Here is a 1,294-nt window from a genome sequence, read left to right as displayed (position 1 = left end):
ATGGCAAAAGAAAAGTTTGAACGTTCGAAACCGCACGTAAACGTAGGTACAATCGGCCACGTTGACCACGGTAAAACAACTCTAACAGCAGCAATCACTAACGTACTTGCAAAAGTATACGGTGGTGAAGCACGTGACTTCGCTCAAATCGATAACGCTCCAGAAGAGCGTGAGCGTGGTATCACAATCGCAACTTCACACGTAGAGTACGATACTCCAACTCGTCACTACGCACACGTTGACTGTCCTGGACACGCTGACTACGTTAAAAACATGATCACTGGTGCTGCTCAGATGGACGGCGCGATCCTAGTAGTTGCTGCAACTGACGGTCCTATGCCTCAGACTCGTGAGCACATCCTACTTTCACGTCAGGTTGGTGTACCTTACATCATCGTATTCATGAACAAATGTGACATGGTTGATGACGAAGAGCTAATCGAGCTAGTAGAGATGGAAGTTCGTGAACTTCTTTCTGAGTACGATTTCCCAGGTGATGACCTACCACTAATCCAAGGTTCAGCTCTTAAAGCACTAGAAGGTGAGAAAGAGTGGGAAGACAAGATCGTTGAGCTTGCAGAAGCACTAGATTCTTACATCCCAGAGCCAGAGCGTGACATCGATAAGCCATTCATCATGCCTATCGAAGACGTATTCTCAATCCAGGGTCGTGGTACAGTTGTAACTGGCCGTGTTGAAGCTGGTATCATCAACGTGAACGACGAAGTTGAAATCGTAGGTATCAAAGAAACTACGAAGACAACTTGTACGGGTGTTGAAATGTTCCGTAAGCTTCTAGACGAAGGTCGTGCTGGTGAGAACATCGGTGCACTTCTACGTGGTACTAAGCGTGACGAAGTTGAGCGTGGTCAAGTACTATCAGCTCCTGGTTCAATCCAGCCGCACACTAAGTTCACTTCAGAAGTATACGTACTTTCTAAAGATGAAGGTGGTCGTCACACTCCTTTCTTCAAAGGTTACCGTCCACAGTTCTACTTCCGTACAACTGACGTAACTGGTGACATCCAGCTACCAGACGGCGTAGAAATGGTAATGCCTGGTGACAACATCAAGATGACTGTAGAGCTAATCTGCCCAATCGCGATGGACGAAGGTCTACGTTTCGCTATCCGTGAAGGTGGCCGTACAGTTGGTGCTGGTGTTGTAGCATCAATCATCGAGTAATAGTTACACGTTAACTAATTCGATATACGAATATTAAAAAGCCGCTCATTGAGCGGCTTTTTTTATGTTTTTAGAATATTCTTCTGTTTTAGATCTGGTTAAAACGGCT

The 1,294-nt window shown here is 45.7% G+C and carries 1 protein-coding gene; it reads left to right on the top strand.

Annotated elements, in window-relative coordinates; genetic code table 11:
- The gene (tuf, locus tag QNM16_RS24885) at positions 1-1,185 is read left to right on the top strand and encodes an elongation factor Tu (protein ID WP_063359275.1); all 1,185 of its coding nucleotides are present in this window, start codon (positions 1-3) and stop codon (positions 1,183-1,185) included.
- Positions 1,186-1,294 lie beyond the last annotated feature (109 nt).

This window comes from Pseudoalteromonas umbrosa (genome assembly GCF_030125375.1).
Lineage (GTDB): Bacteria > Pseudomonadota > Gammaproteobacteria > Enterobacterales > Alteromonadaceae > Pseudoalteromonas > Pseudoalteromonas umbrosa.
Note: the sequence above shows the minus strand (reverse complement) of the source record. Positions and strands in the feature narration are given on the sequence as shown.